This is a genomic window from Mycobacterium sp. pV006 (assembly GCF_041287115.1).
GTDB lineage: Bacteria > Actinomycetota > Actinomycetes > Mycobacteriales > Mycobacteriaceae > Mycobacterium.
In genome coordinates this window covers 308,055-330,871 of record NZ_JBGGKT010000001.1, presented here as the reverse complement: position 1 = coordinate 330,871, position 22,817 = coordinate 308,055, and the positions used below count along the sequence as shown (strand labels likewise).

At 70.7% G+C, this 22,817-nt stretch carries 11 protein-coding genes; 9 read left to right on the top strand and 2 right to left on the bottom strand.

The window, feature by feature from the left end; translation table 11 throughout:
* The first annotated feature begins 38 nt into the window (after positions 1-38).
* From ACAG25_RS01545 to ACAG25_RS01510, 8 genes are read left to right on the top strand one after another with little or no spacing between them, the layout of a single operon-like run.
* Positions 39-3,518: an amino acid adenylation domain-containing protein gene (locus tag ACAG25_RS01545; protein ID WP_370486525.1), complete on the top strand. Its 3,480-nt coding sequence runs from the start codon at positions 39-41 to the stop codon at positions 3,516-3,518.
* Positions 3,515-4,258, top strand: a complete 744-nt coding sequence (locus tag ACAG25_RS01540) for a thioesterase II family protein (RefSeq protein ID WP_370486524.1) — start codon at positions 3,515-3,517, stop codon at positions 4,256-4,258. The genes ACAG25_RS01545 and ACAG25_RS01540 overlap by 4 nt, the downstream gene beginning before the upstream one ends.
* A complete protein-coding gene (locus ACAG25_RS01535; RefSeq protein WP_370486523.1) occupies positions 4,248-5,549 on the top strand; it encodes a polyketide synthase in 1,302 nt (433 codons plus the stop codon). The genes ACAG25_RS01540 and ACAG25_RS01535 overlap by 11 nt, the downstream gene beginning before the upstream one ends.
* Complete coding sequence (gene mbtD, locus ACAG25_RS01530) at positions 5,549-8,440, top strand: mycobactin polyketide synthase MbtD (RefSeq protein ID WP_370486522.1); 2,892 nt, start codon at positions 5,549-5,551, stop codon at positions 8,438-8,440. The genes ACAG25_RS01535 and mbtD overlap by 1 nt, the downstream gene beginning before the upstream one ends.
* Positions 8,437-13,713: an amino acid adenylation domain-containing protein gene (locus ACAG25_RS01525; protein WP_370486521.1), complete on the top strand. Its 5,277-nt coding sequence runs from the start codon at positions 8,437-8,439 to the stop codon at positions 13,711-13,713. The genes mbtD and ACAG25_RS01525 overlap by 4 nt, the downstream gene beginning before the upstream one ends.
* Before the next feature lie 44 nt (positions 13,714-13,757).
* Positions 13,758-18,056, top strand: a complete 4,299-nt coding sequence (locus tag ACAG25_RS01520; protein WP_370486834.1) for an amino acid adenylation domain-containing protein — start codon at positions 13,758-13,760, stop codon at positions 18,054-18,056.
* Entirely contained in the window at positions 18,053-19,357 is a 1,305-nt protein-coding gene (mbtG, locus tag ACAG25_RS01515; RefSeq protein ID WP_370486520.1) for an NADPH-dependent L-lysine N(6)-monooxygenase MbtG, read from the top strand. The genes ACAG25_RS01520 and mbtG overlap by 4 nt, the downstream gene beginning before the upstream one ends.
* Positions 19,335-19,550, top strand: coding sequence for an MbtH family protein (locus ACAG25_RS01510; protein ID WP_370486519.1), 216 nt, complete (start codon positions 19,335-19,337; stop codon positions 19,548-19,550). Before mbtG ends, ACAG25_RS01510 begins: the two co-directional genes overlap by 23 nt.
* 82 nt (positions 19,551-19,632) lie before the next feature.
* Here ACAG25_RS01510 and ACAG25_RS01505 read toward each other — a convergent pair whose 3' ends face one another.
* Positions 19,633-21,120, bottom strand: a complete 1,488-nt coding sequence (locus tag ACAG25_RS01505; protein WP_370486518.1) for a hypothetical protein — start codon at positions 21,118-21,120, stop codon at positions 19,633-19,635.
* A 183-nt stretch (positions 21,121-21,303) separates the two neighbouring features.
* Positions 21,304-21,618: a type II toxin-antitoxin system VapB family antitoxin gene (locus tag ACAG25_RS01500; RefSeq protein WP_370486517.1), complete on the bottom strand. Its 315-nt coding sequence runs from the start codon at positions 21,616-21,618 to the stop codon at positions 21,304-21,306.
* Between the two features lie 136 nt (positions 21,619-21,754).
* Here ACAG25_RS01500 and hrcA point away from each other — a divergent pair, with 136 nt between their 5' ends.
* Positions 21,755-22,786 (top strand): heat-inducible transcriptional repressor HrcA, encoded by a 1,032-nt coding sequence (hrcA, locus tag ACAG25_RS01495; protein WP_370486516.1) that lies wholly within the window; start codon positions 21,755-21,757, stop codon positions 22,784-22,786.
* Positions 22,787-22,817 lie beyond the last annotated feature (31 nt).

Genomic DNA, 22,817 nt, shown 5'->3' with positions numbered 1-22,817 from the left:
AGCCTGCACTTAATTCTGAGGTGGCCCGAGGAGGACCGGTGAGTTTGGCGTCGACGACTGCACAGTCCGTCCGCGACGAGGTTGCCGAACTTCTCGGCGTGGACCCCGCCGACCTCGATCCCGAAGCCGACCTCATCGCGTCCGGTCTCGATTCGATCCGGATGATGAGCCTGTCCGGACGATGGCGCCGCCAGGGCATCGATGTCGGGTTCGCAGCGCTGGCGGCAAACCCGACCATAGCCGCATGGACGGAGCTGCTGTCCTCCGGTGCCGCCCCGCGACCGGTCGAGCCGCAGGACGACGCCTCGCAGACCCGGACCGGCGGCGAGGACACCGACACCTCCGAGACCTTCCCGCTGGCTCCGATCCAGCACGCGATGTGGATCGGGCGCAACGACGACCAGCAACTCGGCGGCGTGGCCGGGCACCTGTACGTCGAGTTCGACGGCACCGGCGTGGATCCGCAACGGCTCCGTGCCGCGGCCGCCGAGCTGGCCGCGCGACACCCGATGCTGCGGGTGGAGATCTTGCCCGACGGCACCCAGCGGATCACCGACCGCGGACTGCCGGTCACCGTCTACGACCTGCGTGACCTCGACGAGGCCGCCGCCGCGGCGCGACTCGAGGAGATCCGGGACGCCAAGTCGCACCAGATGATGCACGGCGAAGTGGTGCAGTTCTCGTTGTCGCTGCTGGCCGACGGCCGGACCCGCCTGCACGTCGACATGGACATGCAGGCCGTCGACGCGGTCAGCTACCGCAACTTCATGGCCGACCTGGCCGAACTCTACGGCGGCGGAACACTTCCCGAGCTCGGCTACACCTACCGCGAGTACCGGGCGGCACTCACCTCGACGGTCACCGAGACCGAGGAGGACCGGCGCTGGTGGGCCCAGCGCATCCCCGAACTGCCCGAGGGCCCCGCGCTCCCGCTCGTGCCGCGCGCCGAGCAGGCCGACCCCAAGCGGTCACGGCGACGCTGGCACATCATCGACGTGGCCACCCGCGACGCGCTGTTCGCCGCAGCGCAGCGGCGCGGCATCACCCCGGCCATGGCGGTCGCGGCCTCCTACGCCGGCACCCTGGCGCGGTGGTCGACCAGTCGGCGCTTCCTGCTCAACCTGCCGATGTTCGGCCGCGAACAGTTCCACCCCGACGTGGACAAGCTGGTCGGCGACTTCACCTCGTCGCTGATGCTCGACGTCGACCTCACCGGGGCGGACACCCCGATCGCGCGGTGCCGGGTGCTGCAGGAGACCCTGCACACCACCGCCCGCCATTCCAGCTACTCCGGGCTGTCGGTGCTACGGGACCTGACCCGCCACCACGGCGCCCCGGTGCTCGCCCCGATCGTGTACACCAGCGCGATCGGTCTCGGAGATCTGTTCGCGGGCAAGGTGACCGAGCATTTCGGCCGCCCGGTGTGGACGATCTCGCAGGGACCGCAGGTGCTGCTCGACGCGCAGGCGACCCCGGTGGCCGAGGGGCTGATGATCAACTGGGACACCCGCGAGGACGCCTTCCGGCCGGGTGTCGCCGACGCCATGTTCGCCCACCACCTCGCCGAGCTCGAGCGCCTGGCCACCGACGAAACCGCCTGGGAGGCCGTCGATGTGGCGGCGGTGACCCCCGAACAGCAGGCCGCACGCGACCGGGTGAACTCGGTGACCGAGGCGCGCAGCGGGGACACGCTGCACGACGGCTTCTTCCGGCAGGCCGAGGCCCGACCCGACGCGCCGGCCGTGTGGAGCCGGGACGGCAACCTGACCTACGGCGAACTGCGCGAACAGGTTCTCGCCGTGGCGGCCGCGCTGCACGTCGCCGGCATCCGCCCCGGCGACACCGTCGCGGTGATGGGCCCGAAGAACTACGAGCAGGTCATCGCGCTGCTGGCGATCTCCTCGGTCGGCGCCACCTACGCGCCGGTCGGCGTCGATCATCCCGCCGACCGCGCCGCACGCATGCTGGCCGCCGCCGGGGCGCGCATGGCCCTGGTGTGCGGCGACCAGCCGCCCACCACGCTGTGCGCTCTGACCGTGGCCGAGGCGCTGCGGGTGGGCCGGCGCGAGACCGGGTACACGCTGCCCGCCGTGGATCCCACCGATGTCGCCTACGTGCTGTTCACCTCGGGTTCCACCGGTGAACCCAAAGGCGTCGAGGTGACCCACGACGCGTCGATGAACACCGTGGAGTTCATCAACGGCCACTTCGGGATCGGGCCCGACGATCGCTGCCTGGCGCTGTCGACCCTGGAATGCGACCTGTCGGTGCTCGACGTCTTCGGCATGCTGCGGGCCGGGGCGTCGATCGTCGTGGTCGACGAGGATCAGCGCCGCGCCCCCGAGGTGTGGGCCCGTCTGATCGCCGAACACGGCGTGACCGTGCTGCACTTCATGCCCGGCTGGTTGGAGATGCTCGCCGCCGTCGACGGCGATCTGTCCTCGGTGCGCGTGGTGCCGACCGGAGGCGACTGGGTGCGCCCGGCGCTGGTGCGCGCGCTGCAGCAACGGGCCCCGCGGATGCGGTTCGCCGGGCTGGGCGGTGCCACCGAGACCGCCACCCACAACACGATCTGCGAGGTCGTCGGCGACCCGCCGGCGGACTGGACGTCGGTCCCGCTCGGAGTGCCGTTGCCCAACAACACATGTCGTGTCGTGGGTCCCGACGGCCTGGACTGCCCCGACTGGGTGCCCGGAGAATTCTGGGTGGGTGGACGAGGTGTCGCGCGCGGCTACTGCGCCCGCCCGGACCTGACCGCCGAGAAGTTCGTGACCTACGAGGGCCGGCGCTGGTACCGCACCGGCGACCTGGTCCGGTACCGTCCCGGCGGCGTCATCGAGTTCGTCGGACGTGTCGACCACCGCGTGAAGATCAGTGGCTACCGCGTCGAGCTCGGTGAGGTCGAAGCCGCGCTGCGCCGTGTCCCCGGCGTCGAGGCCGCCGTGGCGGCCATGGTGGCTCCCGACGGGGGACGCGAGGTGCTCGCCGCGCTCGTCGAACCGGTACCGGGGCAGACCGTCGATGCCGAGACGATCGCGACGACGATGGCCGATCTCGTGGTGCCGCACATGATTCCGAAGATCATCAGCGTCACCGAGCGGATTCCGTTCACTGTCGGCGGCAAGATCGACCGGGTCGCCGTCGCGCGGATCCTCGCCGAGGCCAAGGCCCTGCAGAGTGCGGGCCACCGGGCTCCGCGAACCTCGCTGGAATCCGCTCTGACCTCGATCCTGGGTGGGCTGCTCGACCGGTCCGGCCTCGGCGTCGACGACGACTTCTTCGCCGGCGGAGGTGACTCGGTGCTGGCGACACGCGCCGTCTCGCAGATCCGTACGTGGTTGGACACCTCGGCGATCACCGTCGCCGACATCTTCGCCGCGCGCACGGCGGCGGCGCTGGCGGCGCGGCTGTCGGCTCGCGACAGCCGGCTGGAGAAGGTGGCCGAGGTGTACCTGGAGGTCGCGCAGATGGATGCCGCCGAGGTGGCGACCACCTTGGAAACCGTTGCCGCGCAATGAGAAGTGACGTGACGCTCAAACCCTGGATCAAGCGCTATCCGGCTGCGGCCCCGGCCGTGCCCGGGGGCATCCTGGTGTTCCCGCACGCCGGCGGCGCGGCAGCCACCTACCGCGGTCTGGCAACCGCGTTCTCGCGCTGCGGGATCGATGCCTACGCGCTGCAATACCCGCGCCGCGCCGAGCGACTGGCCCACCCGGCCGCCGAGACGGTCGAAGGGCTGGCGCAGGACCTGTTCGACGCCGGCGACTGGGCCGGCCTCGGCCCGCTGCAGTTGTTCGGACACTGCCTGGGCGCGGTGGTGGCCTTCGAGTTCGCGCGGATCGCCGAGAGTCGCGGGGTGGACGTGCAACGGCTGTGGGTCTCGGCCAGCGAGGCACCGTCGGCGGTCGCGGCCTCGCCCCGGTTGCCCACCGAGGACCGGGAGGTCCTCGCGCACATGGTCGATCTCGGCGGCACCGATCCGCGCCTGCTCGCCGACGAGGATTTCGTCGAGCTGCTGTTGCTGGCCGTCCTCGCCGATTACCAGGCCTTCAACCGGTATTCGTGCGACGGCGACGTCCGCATCGCCGCCGACATCCGCACCCTCGGCGGGCGCACCGATCACCGCATCGACCCCGACATGCTGCTGAAGTGGCGCGACCACACCGGCGGCGAGTTCACGCGCGACCTGTTCGACGGTGGGCACTTCTACATCACCGAGCAGGCAGCCGCGGTGGCGGAGCTGGTCCATGGTGGTTGACCCGGTCGTCATCTGCGGCGTGGCGCTGGAGGCCCCCGGCGGTATCGACACGCCCGAGGCGTTCTGGTCGATGCTGGCCGAAGAGCGCGAGGTTCTGGGGCCGTTCCCCACCGACCGCGGCTGGGCGGTGCGCGACCTGCTCGACGGATCCCGGCGCGAAGGTTTCAAGCGGATCCACGACATGGGCGGATTCCTCTCCGGCGCCGCGACATTCGACCCCGAGTTCTTCGGTATCTCGCCGCGCGAGGCCGCCGCCATCGACCCACAGCAGCGCGTCGCGCTGCGGGTGGCCTGGCGCGCCCTGGAAAACGCCGGCGTCAACCCCGACAGCCTGGCCGGCCACGACGTCGGGTGTTACGTCGGCGCCTCCTATCTCGGCTACGGCGGCGATCTCGCCGAGTTCTCGGCCTACAGCGGACACCTGTTGACCGGCACCACGCTCGGCGCGATCTCCGGCCGGATCGCCTATGTGCTCGGTCTGGGTGGGCCGGCACTGACGATCGACGCCTCCTGCACGGGCGGTCTGGCGGCGCTGCACGTCGCGGTGTCGGCGGTGCGTGCCGGCGACTGCGACGTCGCGCTCAGCGGCGGGGTCTGCGTGCTGGGGTCTCCGGGCTACTTCGTCGAGTTCTCCAAACAGCACGCGCTGTCCGACGACGGCCACTGCCGGCCCTACAGCGCGCACGCCAGCGGCACCGTGTGGGCCGAGGGCGCCGCGATGTTCGTGCTGGCCCGCCGGTCGGTGGCCGAGCGTGAGGGCTATCCCGTGCTCGCCGAGGTGCTCGCCAGCGGGGTGAACTCCGACGGCCGCACCAAGGGCATGACGGCCCCGAGCGGGCAGGCCCAGGCCCGCCTGTTCCGCCGGGTCCTGGACCTCTCGGGGCTGGCGCCGGAGCAGATCGGGATGGTCGAAGGCCACGGCACGGGCACCCGGCTGGGTGACCGCACCGAACTGCAGTCGCTGGCCGCCACCTACGGTGCGACCCGGCCGGGATGCGGCGCGGTGCTCGGCTCGCTCAAATCCAACATCGGGCATGCGCAGGCGGCCGCCGGGCCGCTCGGGCTGGCGAAGATCCTCGTCGCCGCCGAACACGCCTCGATCCCGAAGAGCCTGCACACCGACGAACCGAGTCACGAAATCGACTGGGACGCACAAGGTCTGCGCTTGGCGACCAAGCTGACCCCGTGGCCGGCCGTCGACGGACGACGGGTGGCGGCGGTCTCGGCTTTCGGGATGAGCGGTGCCAATGCCCACGTGATCGTCGCGGTGCCCGACGACGGGACGCCGTGATGGCCGCTCTGCCCGACGGGCGTACCCCGGTGCTGCTCAGCGCGCACGCCGAGGAACTCCTCGCCCAGGACGCCGCACGCATCCTCGGCTACCTCGACCGCCGGCCGTCGGTCGAGGCGGTCGCGGCGACGTTGTTGCGGTTGCGCCGGCGACACCGCCACCGCGCGGTCGTACGCGCCGCGGACGTCGACGAACTCGCCGACGCCCTGGGCGCGCTGGCCGCCGGCCGCGACCATCCGTTGGTGACCCGCACCTCGGAGCCCGACGCCCAACGGTGCGCGTTCGTCTTCCCCGGCCAGGGCAACCAGTGGGCGTCGATGGGCGCCGAGGCTCACCGCGCGTGGGAGGTCTACCGGACCGAGGCCGACGCCTGCGCCGCGGCCTTCGTGGCAGTGGGTGCGCCGTCCCCGCTGACCTACCTCACCGGCGCGGACGGCGGGCAGGACTGGTCGCAGGTGGAGGCGCAGGCGGCGCAGTTCACGCACGCGGCCGCACTGGCCGCGGTCTGGCGGCACTGCGGGGTCACCCCGGACCTGACGGTCGGGCACAGCCTCGGTGAGGTGGCGGCGGCCTATGTGGCCGGGGCGATCACCCTGGCCGATGCGGCGGCGGTGGTGGTCGCCCGCGCGACCGTCCTGCAACAGCTCTCCGAGGGCTACGGGATGGTCGTGCTGGGGGTGAGCCCCGACGAGGCGCAGCAGTTGATCGCGTCGGTGCCGGGCTGGCTGGAGCTGGCCGTGGTCAACTCTGAGTCGTCGGTGGGGGTGTCGGGGGAGCGCGCGGCCGTCGCGGCGCTGCTGGCCGAGGCCGACGAGCGCGGCGTCTTCGCGCGTGCGGTCACCATGGCGTTCCCCGCGCACACCAGTCTGCTCGACGGTCTGCGCGGCGAATTCCTCGACCGGCTCCCGTCATCGAGTTTCCAGCAGACCGAGGTGCCGTTCATCGGGTCGGCCACCGGAACGGTCGTCTCCGCCGACACCGACTTCGCCGACTACTGGTTTGCCAACCTGCGCAACACCGTTCGCTTCGACCGGGCCGCGTCGGCGGCCGCGGCGCTCGGCACGGACCTGTTCGTCGAGCTCTCCGCGCACCCGGCTCTGCTGTTCGCGCTGGGGCAGAGCGCCGGTGACGCAACGGCCGTGGGGTCGGGACGGCGCGACGAGTCGATCGTGGACACGTTGTCGGCCGGGGTGGCCGCCGTGGCCGCCCACTACGGCGGATATCCGTGGGCCGACACCGTCGAGGTGACCCGACCCGCGCTGCGCGGCTTCCCGAATGCCCCGATGCGCGAGGTGCACCTGTGGGCGCTGCCGCAGCCGCTTCCCCCGCCGCCGCTGCTGACGGTGAGCGCGCACCGATGGGAACCGCACGATCCCGCGCCGGTGGGTCTGGCGTTGCGCCGCACCGGCGTGCTGGCGCTCGCCGGACCGGACAACGGGCTGGCCGCGCAACTACGCGCCGCCGTCGAGCGGCATCCCGGTGTGCAGTCGGCGTCGGCGACCGACGCCGATCTGGTGCTCGCGGTCGCGCCCGCACTCGACGGCCGCGACCCGCAGCAGGCCGCCGCCGAACTCGGCCGGTTGATCGGCACCGGACTGCTGGACTATGTCGACGGTGTGGGGGCCGAGTGTCGGGACCTCTGGCTGATCACCAGCGGCGCCGATCAGGTGGGTGACGACGTCACCGCGTTACCGGCCCAGGCGGCACTGGCGGCCATGCACCGCAGTATCGGATTCGAATTCCCCGACCGGGCGTTCCGTCATCTCGACGTGGGCTCGGCACCGGTCGACGACACGACCGCCGGCGCGCTGCTGGACGCCGTCCTCGGCCGCGGTGACGACCTCGCGCTGCGGCGATCCGATTCCGGGCCGACAGTGTTCACCCGCGTCGAGCACGAGGCGGTGACTATCCCGGACTCCTGGCTCGACGAGCCCGGCGTGCTGGACGACATCGTGATCACCGGTGGCTCCGGGACGGTCGGGCAGCACTACGCGCGCCACCTCGTCGAGCGCGGCGCGCGCCGGGTGACCCTGCTCAGCCGCACCGGTGAACTGCCCGAGGCCCTCGCCGGCCTGCCGGTGCAGGCGGTGCGCTGCGACATCACCGACCCGGGCGACCTCGCCGCCGCGGCCGCCGAGTTCGCCGCCGACGGCGCCTCCCTGGTCGTCCATGCCGCTGCCGCAGCGCGTTTCGCCGACCACCACGAGCTGACCGAAGCCGACTTCGCCGAGACCGCGGCGGCCAAGGTCGACGGCCTGGCCCGCTTCGTCGCGCAGTGGCCGCTGCGCAGTGACGTGCGCATGGTCGTGTGCAGCTCGCTGTCGGGGGTGTGGGGCGGACGCGGGCACGCGGCCTACGCGGCGGTCAACCGCATCCTCGACGTACTGGCCGCGCAGCTGCGCGCCGACGGAATCCGTTGCACCTCGGTGCGGTTCGGTCTGTTCGGCGCCGGCGTCGTGGACCGGGACACGGTCGAGCAGATCGGCCGGTCCGGCCTGGTGCCGCTCGATGCCGACGACGCCGTCGAGGCGAGCCTGCGCGATCATCCCGCCGACCCGTTGATCTACAGCGCCGACCGCGCCCGTCTGCAGGTCTTCACCGAGACGGCCGTGCCGGACTCGTCGGCGACGCCGGCCCGCACCGGTGACACCACCGACCTGGTGCTCGCCGAGCTGACCTCGGTGCTGGGCGTCGACACCGGCTCGGTCGACCTCGATGCCTCCCTGCTCGACATGGGTGTGGATTCGCTTCTCGCCCTGGACCTCCGGAAACGACTGCGCCGGGCCACCGGCAGGTCGGTGCCCCTGGCCGCGATGCTCGGCGGAATGACCGGCACCGAGCTGATCGCCGGCCTCGGCGACGAACCACGACGAAATGAGATTCCCGCGTGACTGACACTGATCTCGATGCCCGGCGGCTGGAACTGCTGCGCCGTCGGTTGGAGGGCCACGGCTTGCGCGAGGACGAAGGCACCGGGGCGCAGCGCGCCGACGGGACACTGTCCGACGGACAGCAGCGCATGTGGTTCGTGCACTCCGTGGACCCAAGCGGCGTCCTGCTGAATGTGTGTCTGTCCTACCGCATCAAAGGCGAGATCGACCTGGCCCGGCTGCACGAGGCCGTGGACGCGGTGGCGCAGCGGCACCCGGTGCTGCGCACCACCTTCGCGACCGACGACGATGGTGAGCCCCGACTGACCGTGCACGACGGCCTGCGACCCGGGTGGGCGGTCACCGACGTCTCCGACCTCTCCGAGCATGCGCGACGACTGCGCCTGGAAGTGCTGGCGCAGCGCGAGTTCGGCCGTGCGTTCGACCTGGCCACCGAGTCGCCCCTGCGGATCTCGGTGGCGCGCACCGCACCTGACGAGTACGTGATGCTGCTGGTGGTGCACCACATCGCGTGGGACGACGGGTGCTGGCGGGTGTTCTTCGCCGACCTGACCCGCGCCTACGTCGGTGAGCCGCTCGGACCGACGCCCGCCCCGGTCCCCGAACCCGAAACCTCCGACGAGGACCTCGCGTTCTGGCGCGCGGCGATGACCGACCTCCCGGAACCCCTGGAGTTGCCCGGCCCCAACGGGTCCGCGGTGCCGGCGACGTTCCGGTCGCAGCGGGTCACCGTGCCGCTGCCGGCCGAGACCGTCGAGCGGGTGCGGTCGACGGCGCGCGCGGCCGGGGCGACCCCGTACATGGTGATGCTGGCGGCCTTCGGCGCGCTGCTGCACCGCTACACCCACACCGACGACGTGCTGGTCGCCAGCCCGGTGCTGCTGCGCGGCCCGGGTAGCGACGAGGTGATCGGCTACCACGGCAACACCGCGGTGATGCGTCTGCGGCCGCACCCGATGCAGACGTTCGCCGAATTGCTGGAGCAGACCCGCGATTTCGCGCTCGACGCGTTCGCCCACCAGCAGGTCAACCTCGACCGCGTGGTCCGTGAACTCGCGCTGGACCGCAGACACGGCACCGAGCGGATGACCCGGGTCAGCTTCGGCTTCCGCGAACCCGACGGCGGCGGCTTCTGCCCGCCCGGAGTGACGTGCCGCCGCGCCGAACTGCGCGGGCACGTCACCCAGCTGCCGTTGGAACTGATGGTGGAACTCGACGACTCCGGCGCGGTGCTGGAGGCCGAGTATCTCGTGGAGGTGCTCGACGACACCCTCGCCGCGCAGATGCTCGACCACTACGCCGTGCTGCTCGACGCCGCGACGCGACACCCGGACCGGCCGCTGGCACGGCTGAACCTGATGGGTGAGGCCGACGCCGAGTGGCTGCAGCGGATGGCCCACGGTGAGGCCTTCGAGGTGCCGGCGACCACGCTCGGCGAACAGATCGAGGCGCGTGTCGCGCAGATGCCCGACGCGGTCGCCGTGGTCTACGAAGGGCGCCGCTACACCTACCGCGAGATCAACGAGACCGCCAACCGGGTGGCGCACCGCCTGATCGAGCAGGGCATCGGGGCCGAGGACCGGGTGGCGGTGCTGATGGAGCGCTCACCCGAGCTGCTGATCACCGCGCTCGGGATCGTCAAGGCCGGCGCCGTCTATCTCCCGGTCGATCCCAGCTACCCCGAGGACCGGTTGTCGTTCGTGCTGAGCGACTCCGAACCGGCGATGACCATCACCGAGCCGCTCACCGGGCTCGACGGCTACCCGTCGGAGAACCCCACCGACGCCGTGCGGGTCCGGCCGCTGCGCCCCGACAACGCCGCCTACCTGATCTACACGTCGGGCTCGACCGGCCTGCCCAAAGGGGTGCCGGTGCCGCACCGCCCGGTCACCCAGTACTTCGCGTGGTTCAAGGGCGAATACGACATCAGTGAGGCCGACCGTCTGCTGCAGGTCGCCTCGCCGAGTTTCGACGTGTCGATCGGTGAGATCTTCGGGACGCTGTCCTGCGGGGGCCGTCTGGTCATCCCGAAACCGGACGGGCTCACCGACATCGGTTACCTGACCGAACTGCTGCAACGCGAGGGCATCACCGCGATGCACTTCGTGCCGTCGCTGCTCGGGCTGTTCCTGTCGCTGCCCGGCGTCAACCGGTGGCGCACCCTGGAACGCGTGCCGATCGGCGGCGAAGCGCTGCCCGGTGAACTCGCCGACAAGTTCCACGCCACCTTCGATGCGTTGCTGCACAACTTCTACGGCCCCACCGAGACGATCATCAACACCACCCGCTACAAGGTGGAGGGCACCCAAGGCGCGCGGATCGTGCCGATCGGCAAGCCGAAGATCAACACCACGGTGCATCTGCTCGACGACGCGTTGCAGCCCGTCCCGGTCGGCGCGATCGGCGAGATCTACATCGGCGGCGACCACGTCGCGCGCGGATATCACCGGCGCCCGGGCCTGACCGCGGAGCGGTTCGTGGCCGACCCGTTCACCCCCGGCGGCCGGCTCTACCGCTCCGGTGATCTGGCCCGGCGCAACGCCGACGGTGACCTCGAATTCGTGGGCCGCGCCGACGAACAGGTCAAGATCCGCGGGTTCCGCATCGAACTGGGCGAGGTCGCGGCCGCCATCAGCGTCGACCCCTCGGTGGGTCAGGCGGTGGTGCTCGGCCAGGACCTGCCCGGACTCGGCAAGAGCCTGGTCGGCTACCTCACCCCGGCCGCGGGCGAGGACGTCGACATCGCCCGCGTACGGGTCCGGGTGGCCGCCGCGCTGCCCGAGTACATGGTGCCCGCCGCCTACGTGGTGCTCGACGAGATCCCGATCACCGCGCACGGCAAGATCGACCGGGCCGCCCTGCCGCTGCCCGAGATCAGCACGACCACCGAGTACCGCGAACCCGCAACCGACACCGAACGCGAACTGGCAGCCCTGTTCTCGGAACTGTTGGGCCGCGACCGGGTCGGTGCCGACGACTCGTTCTTCGACCTCGGCGGCCACTCGCTGCTGGCCACCAAGCTCGTCACCGCGGTGCGCGCCCGGTGCGGCGTCGAGATCGAGATCCGCGAGATCTTCGAACTGGGCAGCGTGGCTCGCCTGGCAGAACGGGTCGACGCCCTGGCCACCGGCGAATCCCGGCCGCTGCGCCCCCGCCTGACCGCCGTCGGCCACGACGGCCCGGCGCCGATGTCGGCGTCACAGCTGCGCCAGTGGTTCCAGTACCGCATCGAGGGGCCGGGCCCGGTCAACAACGTCCCGTTCGCCGCGCGGTTCACCGGGCCCTGCGAGGTGGACGCGCTGGTGGCGGCGGTGCGTGACGTCGTCAATCGGCACGAGAGCCTGCGCACCACGTTCACCGAGATCGACGGCGTGCCTTACCAACTGGTGAACCAGGAGGATCCGGAGTTCCCGGTGCGGCGCAGCCGCGGCGACGACGAGGCCTGGCTGACCGCACAACTCGACGCCGAACGCCGCCACGAGTTCGACCTGGAGAACGAGTGGCCGATCCGCGCGGCCGTGCTGTCGATCCCCGGCGAGCACGCCCTGTCGATCGTGATCCACCACATCGCGGCCGATCACTGGTCGGCGGCGGTGTTGTTCACCGAGTTGCTCACCGCCTACCGGGCCCGCGTCGCGGGGGAGGCGCCCAGTTGGGCTCCGCTGCCGGTGCAGTACGCCGACTACGCGGCATGGCAGGCCGAGCTCCTGGCTGACGACACCGGAATCATTGCCGCCCAACGGGATTACTGGACCGAGCACCTGCAGGGGCTGTCCGCCGAGACGGGGCTGCAGCCCGATTTCGCCCGGCCGCCGGTGCCCAGCGGCGCGGCCGACGCCGTGGAGTTCACCCTCGATGCCGCCACGCGCGAGAAGTTGGTGGCACTGAGCCGGGAACTCGGCGCCACCGAGTTCATGCTGCTGCAGGCCGCCGTCGCGGTCACCCTCTACAAGGCCGGCGAAGGCGCCGACATCCCGCTGGGCACCCCGGTCGCGGGACGCACGGAATCCGAACTGGACCAGCTGATCGGCTTCTTCATCAACATTCTGGTGCTGCGCAACGATCTTCGCGCCAACCCCACGCTGCGTGAGGTCGGCCGCCGCTCCCGGGAGATGGCGCTGGCGGCCTACGCGCACCAGGACCTGCCGTTCGACCAGGTGGTCGACGCGGTCAGCCCGGTGCGCTCCCTGTCGCGCAATCCGCTGTTCGGCGTCGTCGTGCATGTGCGCGAGGAACTGCCGAAGGGCCGGGTGATCGGCAGCGGGCCCGACGGTGACACGACGTTCACCGCCCTGGAGCCCACCTTCGACATGGCCCACGCCGACCTGTCGGTCAACTTCTTCGCCGGCGAGGCGGGTTATCGCGGCCACGTCATCTACCGCACCGAGCTCTACTCGCGGGCCACCGCGCAACGGTTCGCCGGTTGGCTGGAACGGGTCATCACCGCGTTCGCCGACGATCCGGACCGCCACGTCGACGACGTCGAGATCGGGCCGGCGGTACAGCCCGACGCGGATGCCGAGGCGGTCCTGCTCGACGGTGCAGGCAAGCCCGTGCCGGTCGGCGTCGTCGCCGATGTCCACTACACCGGCGCGGCCGCGGGTCGGCGCGGTGACCGGGCGCGGTGGACCGAGGACGGCCGGCTGCAGTACGTGGTCCGGGTGGACCACGAGATGGAGGCCGCGCTGAGCGAGGTCGCCGGGGTCGCGGCCGCCGCCGTCCGCAACTGGGAGATCGGCAGCCGCAGGGTCGTGGCGGGGTACGTCGTCCCCGAGCAGCCCGTCGCGGATCCCGAGGCGTTCGCCGAGACCGTCCGGGCGGCCCTGGGACCCGAAGCCGCGCCGTCGACGATCACGGTGCTCGACGCGTTGCCGGCCGACCGGCGCGATCTGCCGGCGCCGCGCGCGGCGGGTCCGAGCGAACCGGCCCGCACCGAGACCGAGAAGGCGCTGGTGGCGATGCTCGCCGAGGTGCTCGTCGAGGTGCACGACGGCACCGAGATCGGCCGTTTCGACGACTTCTTCGAGTTGGGCGGCGACAGCATCCTCGCGGTGCAGTTGGCCGCGCGGGCCAAGGAAGCCGGGCTGCGGGTCACCGGCCGGATGGTGTTCGAGCATCCGGTCGTGCACGATCTGGCCGCCGCGGTCGACGCCGCCGGCGCGGTCACCGACACCGAGGACGTCCGGCACGCCCCGATGGAAGCATCGGGGCTGTCCGCCGATGAGCTGGCGATGCTGGCGACCTCCTGGGCGGAACGGACCGAATCCCCGTGACAGCAGCCAGTACCGGCGCGTCCACCAACGCCATCGCCGACGTGATGGCGCTCAGCCCGCTGCAGCACGGGCTGTACTCGCTGACCGCGATGAGCGACGGCGACGACCCGTATGTGATCGGGATGAGCGCCGACATCGCCGGCGATCTGGACGTCGCGCTCCTGCACGACTGCGCGACCGCGATCCTGGTGCGCCACCCCAACTTGCGGGCCGCGTTCTTCCAAGGGGACCTGCCCAGACCGGTGCAGGTCATCCCCGAGAAGGTCGCGGTGCTCTGGGAACACGAGCACTGCTCCGACGACGAGTTCGAGGAGCGCGAGGTGCGCGAGCGCCGACGCCGCTTCGACCTCGCACGCGGACCGGCCGTCCGTTTCCTGCTGCTCGAATCACCCCGGCGGCGTTGGCGGTTGGTGATCTCGGCCCACCACATCGCCATCGACGGCTGGTCGCTGTCGCTGCTGGTCTCGGAACTGCTGACGTTGTACCGCGCCGGTGGCGACCTGTCGGCGCTGCCGGATGCGCCGCGCCCCTACCGTGACTACATCGGCTGGCTGGCCGGACGCGATCACGAACACGCCCGGCAGTTGTGGCGCGCGCACCTGGCCGGTCTCGACGGCCCGACTCTGCTGGCACCGGCGCTCGGTGCGGCAGCCCCGGATGCGGGCCTGCCGAAAACCACGGAGCTGCAGGCTGATCCGGATGTCACGAGTGCGTTGATCGACGCGGCGCGGGCCCGCGGTGTCACGCTGAACTCATTGGTCCAGTTGGCCTGGGCCGTCACGTTGTCCTCACTGACCGACCGCGCCGACGTGACCTTCGGTGTGACGGTGTCGGGGCGCCCGGGGGAACTCGCCGGGGTCGAGTCGATGGTCGGCCTGTTCGTCAACACGGTCCCGTTGCGCGTCCGGCTGGATCCGCGTGCCCCGGTGGGCGCCCAGTGTCTGGCACTGCAACACGAGGCGGCCACCCTGCGCGACCACAGCTATCTCGGGCACGCCGAGCTGCGCACGCTCGGCGGCGTCGGCGAACTGTTCGACACGCTGCTGGTGTACGAGAACTTCCCACCCGGTGCCATCGCGGGCGCCGGACCGCTGGAGGCCAACGGGGCGGTGTTCACGCCGGTGGCGCTGCAGAGCCTCGCGCATTTCCCGGTGACCATCGCCGCACACCTCACCGACGGTCGGCTGACCGTGCTGGTGGAAACCAAAGACGGTGCCCTCGGCGCGATCACCCCCGAGGTGCTGGGCCGGCGACTGCTGGCCACCGTCCGGCGGATCGTCGACCTCTGGGATCGCCCGCTGCGCGAGCTCAGTGTGCTGCCCGGCGACCTGGACACCCCCGACATCCCGTCGCTGGCAACGGCTGCTGCCGGTGTGCACACCCGGCTGACCGAAATCGTCTCCGACCGAATGGGTTCGGTGGCACTGAGCTGGGACGGCGGCGAACTGACCTACCGGCAGCTCGACGAGGCGGCCGACCGGGTCGCCGCTGTGCTGATCGCCTCCGGAGTGGGCCCGGAGACGCCGGTGGCGATCCGATTGCCGCGGGGTCCGGACTACGTGGTGGCGATGTTCGGGGTGCTCAAGGCGGGCGGCATGATCGTGCCGCTGGACCCGGCGATGCCGGCCGACCGCGTCGAGGTGATCCTGCGCCGGTCGCAGGCCGCCGTGGTCGTCGACGAGGACCTGTTGGAGTCGGCGCCCACCGAACCACCCGCGCACTACCGGGCCGCGACCACGCTGCCACACCAGGGCGCCTACGTCGTGTTCACCTCCGGAACCACCGGAGAACCCAAGGGAGTCATCGGAACCCACGAGGCGCTGCTCGCCTACGCCGAGGACCATATCGCGGCGGTCCTACGTCCGGCCGCCGAACGGCTGCGGCGTCGGTTGCGCATCGCCCATGCGTGGTCGTTCACCTTCGACGCGGCGTGGCAGCCGCTGGCCGCGCTGTTGGACGGCCACTCGGTGCACATCATCGACGACGCCACCCAACGCGACGCCGAGCGGCTGGTGGAGACCATCGCCCGCTTCGGCATCGACATGATCGACACCACCCCGTCGATGTTCGCCGCGCTGCGCGACGTGGGGCTGACCACCACCGTTCCGCTGGCCGTGCTCGCGCTCGGCGGCGAAAACATCGATCCCGGCATGTGGCAACACATCCGCACAGAGTGCGCCCGCAGCGGTATGTCCGCGCACAACTGCTACGGACCCACCGAGACCACGGTCGAGGCCGTCGTCGCGGCGATCGCGACCCACGACCGGCCCACGATCGGCCGCCCGACCGCGACCACCCGCGCCTACGTGCTCGACTCGTGGCTGCGGCCGGTACCGCCCGGCGCCGTCGGCGAGCTCTACCTGTCGGGCGGGCAGCTGACCCGCGGGTACCTCGGTCGGGCAGGGGAGACGGCGACCCGGTTCGTCGCCGACCCGAACGTGCCGGGCGCGCGCATGTACCGCACCGGTGACGTGGTGCGCCGCAACCTCGATGACACGCTGGTCTACCTCGGACGGTCCGACACCCAGGTGAAGATCCGCGGCTTCCGTGTGGAGCCCGCCGAGGTCGCCGCGGTGCTCGGCACCCATCCGTCGGTCACCCAGGCCCACGTCGCGGTACGCCGCCACCGCACCGGCCCCCGGCTGACGGCGTACGTGACCGGGCAACCGGACGTCGAGGAACTGCGCACCTGGTTGCGGGGACGGCTGCCGCGTTATCTCATGCCGAATCACCTTGTGGCCGTGGCGGAATTACCGCTGACCACGCACGGCAAGATCGACGAGGCCGCACTGGCCGAGCGGGAACCGGCCGGGGACGGCGCCACCGTCACCCCGCAGACGCCGACCGAAGCCGAGTTGGCTGCGGTGCTGTCCGAGGTGCTCGGTGTGGACACCGTCGACGTGACCGTGGATTTCCTGGAACTCGGTCTCGACAGCATCGTCGCGCTGTCGGTGGTGCAGGCGGCCCGCCGTCGCGGGGTCGCGATGCGCGCCAAGCTGATGCTGGAGTGCGGCAGCGTGCGCGAACTCGCGGCCGCGGTCGACGCCGACCTCGCCCGGCCCCAGGGCGACGGGGACGAGGACCGCGGCCCGATCCCGGTGTTGCCCAACGCCCACTGGCTCTACGAGCACGGCGATCCGCGCCGGATGGCCACGACCGAGGCGCTGCGCCTACCCGAGGGCGTCGACGCCGGACAACTCGAGACGCTGCTGCGCAGCGTGATCGACGCCCATCCTGTCCTACGGACCCGGCTGGACCGCGCCACCATGACCCTCGTCGAGCATCCGGTGGACCGGCTGTTCACCGAGGTGCAGGCGGGCCCGGACCTGGCCGCCGACGTGGCTCGGCACACCGCCGCCGCACTCGAGCGGCTCGATCCGCAGCGCGGGCCACTGTTCGACGCCGTCTGGCTACGGGGGCCCGACGCCACCAGTGTGCTCGTGCTCACCGCGCATGTCCTGGCTCTCGACCCGGTGTCCTGGCAGATCGTCATCGCCGAACTCGACGCGGCCTGGCATGCCGTCGCGGCCGGGCGCACCCCGTCGCTGCCCGGCGAGCACACCAGCTACCGGCAGTGGTCGACGCTGCTGCAGCGGCGCGCTCAGGACCTCTACGCCGACGCGTTCTGGGTCCGTCAACTCGAGGGCCCCGATCCCGCACTGGGGACGCGTCGCCTGCAGCCCGCCGACGATCGCGCCGGTGCTCTGGAGGTCAGCGTGACCGCCGCGGATGCCGAGGTGACCACCCGGTTGCTGGCCGCGCCGCAGCCGGTGTTCGACACGCTGATCGCCGCGCTGGGCCGCACGATCACGCGGTGGCGTACTCGCCGCGGGCAGCCCACCCCGCCGCCGTTGGTGGCCCTGGAGACCCACGGGCGCACGCCACTGGACGGGGCCGATCTGTCCGACACCGTGGGGCTGCTCTCGGCGATCTACCCGCTGCGACTGAACGGTGACGATCCCGCCGCCGTCACTGCGCAACTGGCCGACGTTCCTCCCGGTGTCGACTACGGCCTGCTGCGGTATCTGCGAAAGGACACCGGTGAGAGGTTGCGATCGCTACCCGAACCCCAGGTGCTGTTGAACTACCTCGGGCGGACGGACCTGCAGCCCTCCGGGGGTGCGGTGACCGCCGATCGTCTGCTGCTGACCGGGCTGTCGACGGTGCCGGCACCCGAGGCCGCCGTCCGCCACGAGATCGCGATCGTCGCGGCGGTCGTCGCGCACGGCGACTCGCCCGCTCTGGTCACGCAGTGGCGTACCGTACCGGGCGTTCTCGACGCCTCCGAAGTGGCGGAGCTGCAGGCGATCTGGGACGACGCGCTGCGTGAGGTCACGTCATGAGCGCGACGCTGGCGGTGGTCGGTGCCGGGGCCAAGGCGGTGGCGGTCGCCGCCAAAGCCGCCGTCCTGCGTGAGATGGGTGTCGAGGCACCCGAAGTGGTGGTGGTCGAGCGCGCGGAGGTGGCGGCCAACTGGGATGCCGTGGGCGGTTGGACCGACGGACAGCACCGTCTGGGCACCAACCCGGAGAAGGACATCGGGTTTCCGTACCGGTCGGCGCTGGTGCGCCGCCGCAACGCCGAACTCGACGAGCGGATGACCCGGTACAGCTGGCAGTCCTACCTGATCAGTACCGGCCAGTTCGCCGAGTGGATCGACCGTGGGCGTCCCGCACCGACCCACCGTCGATGGGCGCAGTATCTGCGCTGGGTCGCCGAAGAGGTCGGGATGACCGTGGTTTCCGGTGAGGTGCAGAGCATTTCGACAGCAGGTGAACAGTGGGCGCTGCATACCCACGAGACGGTGCTGCACACCGACGGCGTGATGATCACCGGTCCGGGGCAGGCCGAGCGCTCCATCCTGCCCGGCCATCCGAGGGTGCTGTCGATCGCGCAGTTCTGGCACCGCGCCGCCGAGCACGAGCGCATCGCGGCCGAAAGGGTCGCGGTGATCGGCGGTGGCGAGACCGCGGCGTCGATGCTCAACGAACTGTTCCGGCACCGGGTTTCGACGATCACCGTGATCTCCCCGTCGGTCACGTTGTTCACGCGGGGCGAGAGCTTCTTCGAGAACACCCTGTTCTCCGACCCGACCGGCTGGACCGGGCTGACCCTGGCCGAGCGGCGCGACGCGATGGCGCGCACCGACCGCGGGGTGTTCTCGGCTCGCGTCCAGGACGCCTTGCTGGCCGACGACCGCATCCGGCACCTGCGCGGACGCGTCGCCCACGCGGTGCCGCGGGACGGACGAATCCGGTTGACGCTCAACAGCGATCGTGGTGGCGAGCGACTCGAGACCGTGCACGGGTTCGATCTGGTGATCGACGGCTCCGGGGCGGATGCGCTGTGGTTCCTGCCGCTGTTCTCCCAGGACGCGCGCGATCTCCTGGAACTCGGCCTGGGCCGCTCGCTGACCGGGGAAGCGCTGGAGGAGTCCATCGGATACGACCTGGCCGTCTCCGGTGTGACGCCCAAGGTGTTCCTGCCCGGGCTCTCAGGGCTCAACCAGGGGCCCGGATTCCCCAACCTGTCCTGTCTCGGGCTGCTGTCGGATCGGGTGCTGGGCGCGAACCTCGGCGTGGCACCCCCGCAGACAGATCCCGGCTCAACGAGGAGAAGTGATGAGCACCAACCCATTCGATGACGAGAACGGCACGTTCTACGTGCTGGTCAACGACGAGGACCAGCACAGCCTGTGGCCGGTGTTCGCCGACGTGCCCGCCGGGTGGCGGATCGTGTTCGGCGAGAGCAGTCGCGCGGACTGCCTGGCCTACGTCGAGCAGAACTGGACCGATCTGCGTCCCCGCAGCCTGCGCGAGGCAATGGCTTCGGACTGAATCCAAACGGCCTGATCCCGGAAACACCTCGGGGGCAACCGAACCGGCTGCCCCCGAGGCTGTGTCTCACTGACCTGTCAGGTCACCCGTCGCTGCGGTCACCACCGTTGCGACGCTCGCGGTTGCCTTCGCCGCCGCTGCTGCCGGTGTCACCGCCGGACGATGCCGCGGCGTCGTCGTCATCCTCGGTCTCGGTGGCCTCGGTGTCCTCCGTCTCGGCGACCGGGGCCTCCTCGAGGTCCGCCTCCTCCTCGGGAGCGGGCACCTCGTCAGCCGGGGCCGCGTCGGCCGGAACCTCCTCGGGCGCCTCTTCCTCGCCGGTGCCTTCGCCCTCTGCGGTGACCGCGGGCGCTTCACCGTCCGGTGCCGACCCGGTGGTCGCGGCGACGAGGTCGACGGGCACGAGATCGGCACCGTCGGTGACCGACGCGTCAGCCGGCGAGGCCGATGCCTCGGCCAGCGCGACCCGGGCTGCCGCCTCGGCAGCCGGGGCCGGATCCTCGGCCGGCTTCTGCATTTTCAGCGCGCGGACGATCTGCTGCGGGATCTGCACGAAGAAGAAGTCGAACGTGCCGGTGGGGGACAGCAGACCCGGGAAGCTCTGGCCGGGGGCACCCGGAACGTTGTACGGGTGGTCCGGGTCGCTCTTGAACGCCGGCACGTATCCGTTGAGGAACGCATTGAGGATCTTTGCGGGCGCGTTGATCACCTCGCTGGCCAGCGTCACCAGATCACCGGAGAACAGCGCCTCGCGCGCGCTGTCGAGGATCTCCATGGTCTGGAAGATCGCGGTGACCGCGGGTGCCAGCAGCGCACGGCCGAAGTTTCCGATCACACCGCGCGAGAGCAGACCGGCGCCGAACCCGGGCCCGTTGGTGCCCTCGTCCATCCACGAGGTACCGAGGATGCGCGCCAGCGGATCCAGACCGATGGACTCCAGGAAGTCACCGGGGATGCGCAGCGCGTCGAGCAGCGCGCCACGGCCGTCGCTGAGTCCGTCGGTCAGGAACCACATGTTGATCTCGCCGAACGCGAGCAGGAACTCGCCGCGCAGCAGATGTCCGATCGAGGTCGACAGGACGGCCGGCAACTTCGAGAACGCGTCATTGGACGCACCCCCGGAGGACTGCAGCGCTGCGAGGATGCGGCTTCCGTACGTCGACGGGAACGACAGCGTCTGGCGGAAGAGGTTGACCGGATCGGCGATGGTGCCGAACACCGACGTGAAGAACTCGCGCTGCAGGGCCGGGGTACCCAGCGTGTCGCCGAGTGCGGTGACCTGCTCGACGAAGTCGAGACCCAACCCGCCGGTGGTGATCAGCGTGTTGGAGATCGTCTCCACCCACAGTGTCAGCGGGTTCTCGAAGGCCGAGAGGTCCACCTCCGAGGCGACCTGCGGGTTGGGCACCGCGGTGACCGACGGTGTGACCGTCACGGGCGCCACGGCGAGTGCGCTCGCGGTCACCACAGTTGCGCCGGCGAGCGCGAACTTGTTGAGGCGCGACGTGCGCGCCCCTCGATCGGTCCATTGGTCGCACTCGGCGGTGCCGGTACGGACGTCAGCGTGCACGGGGTCTCCTGGTTGATAGCTGTGAAATGGCTGTGAAAGCGCTCTGAGATTAGCTGAGGGTTACCTCAGTCACAAGAGGGTTGCCTTACCTAATCCGATGCACTGCGACGACGCGCGGTCGTGTACTCGTCAGCGAAGTTAATTTGACACGTGTGAAATTTACTGTGCGCCCGTGACGAGCGGTCAGCTCGGTTGGGGAAGGGGCCCGTCCATGTCGAAGACGCGCGCATGCAGGACGGTGCGATTGCGCAGCGCGGCGCGCACGGCGCGGTGTAGACCGTCTTCGAGGTAGACGTTGCCCCTCCAGCGCACCGCGTGCGGGAAGAGGTCGCCGTAGAAGGTCGAGTCCTCCGACAGCAGCCGGTCGAGCGCCAGCACCGTCGTGGTCATCACGAGCTCGTCGAGGCGGATCTGTCGGGGCGGGATCTGCGCCCACTGGCGGTGTGTCAGGCCGTGGTCAGGGTAGGGCCTGCCGTCTCGGACTCCCTTGAAGATCATCGATGTGTGCCTCGTTTGCCCCGTGCCGCCGCGGTAAATACTTAGCGCTGCAAGATTAACCGACGCGTCAGCGCGTGTACCTGCGCTGGCCTCGTAAAATGGTCGGGTCGCAAGTGGTGAGGGAAGGTGGTGACCAGTGGGCAACGCGGACGACCGCAGATTCGAGGTCCTCCGAGCCATCGTCGCTGATTTCGTGGCTACGAAGGAACCCATCGGATCCAAGGCTCTCGTCGAACGGCACAACCTCGGGGTGTCCAGCGCGACCGTGCGCAACGACATGGCGGTGCTCGAGGCCGAGGGGTACATCACGCAACCCCACACCAGTTCGGGGCGTGTCCCCACGGAGAAGGGCTACCGAGAGTTCGTCGACCGTCTCGACGACGTCAAGCCGATGTCGAGCGCCGAGCGTCGCGCGATCCTGCAGTTCCTGGAGTCCGGGGTCGACCTCGACGACGTGCTGCGCCGCGCGGTGCGCCTGCTTGCGCAGCTGACCCGCCAGGTCGCCATCGTCCAGTACCCCAGGTTGTCGACGTCGACGGTGCGCCGCCTCGAGGTGGTCGCGTTGACGCCGGCGCGGCTGCTGCTGGTGGTGATCACCGACTCCGGTCGGGTGGATCAGCGCATCGTGGAGCTCGGTGACCCGCTCGACGAGCACGAACTCGGGCAGCTGCGGGACCTTCTCGGCGCCGCCTTGGAGGGCAAACCGCTGTCGGCGGCGTCGATCGCCGTCAGCGACCTGGCGTCCCAGATCAACGGTCACGGGGGGCTCGCCAACGCGGTCGGACGCTCGGCCACCGTGCTGGTGGAGACGCTCGTCGAGCACAGCGAGGAGCGGCTGCTGCTCGGCGGTACCGCCAACCTGACCCACAACACGGCCGACTTCGGCGGATCGTTGCGGTCGGTGCTCGAGGCGCTCGAGGAACAGGTCGTGGTGCTGCGGCTGCTGGCAAAACAGCAGGAGGCGGGTAAGGTCACCGTGCGCATCGGCCACGAGACCGAAGCCGAGGAGATGGCCGGAGCCTCGGTGGTCAGCACCGCGTACGGCAGTTCGGGCAAGGTGTTCGGCGGCATGGGTGTGTTGGGTCCCACCCGGATGGACTATCCGGGAACCATCGCCAATGTCGCCGCAGTTGCTCTCTATATTGGCGAGGTTCTAGGTAGCCGCTGACCCGTTGCGGAATGTCGCCGGTCAGTGGGTG

Bases quoted from the DNA above. Each gene is read 5' to 3' on its own strand.
- ACAG25_RS01500 (WP_370486517.1), bottom strand. From the start codon at position 21,618: ATGATCTTCAAGGGAGTCCGAGACGGCAGGCCCTACCCTGACCACGGC.
- mbtD (WP_370486522.1), top strand. From the start codon at position 5,549: ATGGCCGCTCTGCCCGACGGGCGTACCCCGGTGCTGCTCAGCGCGCAC.
- ACAG25_RS01540 (WP_370486524.1), top strand. From the start codon at position 3,515: ATGAGAAGTGACGTGACGCTCAAACCCTGGATCAAGCGCTATCCGGCT.
- ACAG25_RS01520 (WP_370486834.1), top strand. From the start codon at position 13,758: ATGGCGCTCAGCCCGCTGCAGCACGGGCTGTACTCGCTGACCGCGATG.
- ACAG25_RS01535 (WP_370486523.1), top strand. From the start codon at position 4,248: ATGGTGGTTGACCCGGTCGTCATCTGCGGCGTGGCGCTGGAGGCCCCC.
- mbtG (WP_370486520.1), top strand. From the start codon at position 18,053: ATGAGCGCGACGCTGGCGGTGGTCGGTGCCGGGGCCAAGGCGGTGGCG.
- ACAG25_RS01510 (WP_370486519.1), top strand. From the start codon at position 19,335: ATGAGCACCAACCCATTCGATGACGAGAACGGCACGTTCTACGTGCTG.